The following is a 1,424-nucleotide window of genomic DNA, read 5'->3' as shown; positions in this document are numbered from 1 at the left end:
CCCGGGCCGGGGCCGGGGCCCGGCCGGGCCGGTCGCCGGCCCGGGCTCAGGCGTCGAACTCGGCCGGGTCCGGGCCGATCCGCCGCGCCGCCGCCGACGTACCGAGCGCGTCCAGCGCGGCGACGTCCTCGGCGTCCAGCTCGAAGCCGAAGACGTCCAGGTTCTCGGCGATGCGGGACGGGGTCACCGACTTCGGGATGGCGACCACACCGCGCTGGACGTGCCAGCGCAGCACCACCTGCGCGGCGGTACGCCCGTGCTTGTCCGCAACCGCCGTCACAGCCGGCAGCTCCAGCAGCCCCTTGCCCTGCCCCAGCGGGGACCAGGCCTCGGTGGCGATGCCGAGGCGGGCGTGCACCTGCCGCAGCTCGTCCTGCGGGAAGAGCGGGTGCAGCTCGATCTGGTTGACGGCCGGCACCAGCGGACTCTCGGCCCGCAGCCGCTGCAGGTCGGCCGGGCGGAAGTTGGACACGCCGACCGCCTTGGCACGGCCGTCGGCCGCGATCTCCTCGAAGGTCCGCCAGATGGCCAGGTAGTCGTCGCGCATCGGGCGCGGCCAGTGGATCAGGTACAGGTCCAGATAGTCCAGGCCCAGCCGGGCGAGCGACTCGTCGAAGGCGCGCAGCACCTCGTCCCGGCCCCACCGCTGCCCCCGGCCGTTCCACAGCTTGGTGGTGACGAACAGCTCCTCGCGCGGCAGCCCGGACGCCGCGAGGGCCTTGCCGGTGCCGGCCTCGTTGCCGTAGGCCGCGGCCGTGTCGACGCTGCGGTAGCCCGCCTCCAGCGCCGTCCCGACGGCCCGCGCGGCCTCGGCGTCCGGGATCTGCCAGACGCCGAACCCGAGCTGGGGCATCAGCGTGCCGTTGTTGAGCCTGACGGTGGGTACCTGGTTCACGTCGGGTCGTTCCCTCGGTCGAGTCGTGGTGTGCCGCGTCATCGTGTGCTGCGTCGTGGTCCGCCGCGTCGTCACGACCGGCGACAACCGGCCACCCGGAGGCGCTATTCCCGCCGAACGGGTGGTGGTCCGCCGCTCGGCGCCCCCAGGTACGCCTCCCGGACCAGCTCGTTCGCCCGGACCTGCGCCGGTGTGCCCTCGGCGAGCACGGTCCCCAGGTCCAGCACCACCACCCGGGCGCACACGTCCATCACGAACGCCACGTCGTGCTCCACCAGCAGCACCGCGCAGCCCTCCTCCTCGGACAGCCGCCGCACCACCTGCGCCAGGTGCGCCCGCTCCGGCGCCGACATCCCCGAGGCCGGCTCGTCCAGCAGCAGGACCCGGGGCCGGTCGGCCACCGCCCGGGCCAGCTCCACCATCCGGGCGCGTCCCACCGGAAGCCCACCCGCGTACGCCGGCCCCAGCGCGCCGATCCCGCACGCGGCCAGCACCCGCTCGCCCCGCGCCCGCCGGGCCGCCTCCCGGG

The 1,424-nt window shown here is 75.5% G+C and carries 1 protein-coding gene and 1 pseudogene; both read right to left on the bottom strand.

From position 1 onward, the window contains the following. Positions 1-46: 46 nt before the first annotated feature. Complete coding sequence (locus GPJ59_RS36220; protein ID WP_308120698.1) at positions 47-895, bottom strand: aldo/keto reductase; 849 nt, start codon at positions 893-895, stop codon at positions 47-49. A 104-nt stretch (positions 896-999) separates the two neighbouring features. Continuing rightward, positions 1,000-1,424 (bottom strand): annotated as a pseudogene (locus GPJ59_RS36215) (ABC transporter ATP-binding protein); the annotation flags it as partial.

The organism is Streptomyces bambusae (assembly GCF_019400985.1).
In the GTDB taxonomy this organism is placed as follows: domain Bacteria; phylum Actinomycetota; class Actinomycetes; order Streptomycetales; family Streptomycetaceae; genus Streptomyces; species Streptomyces bambusae_A.
This window is presented reverse-complemented; position numbering and strand designations above follow the sequence as displayed.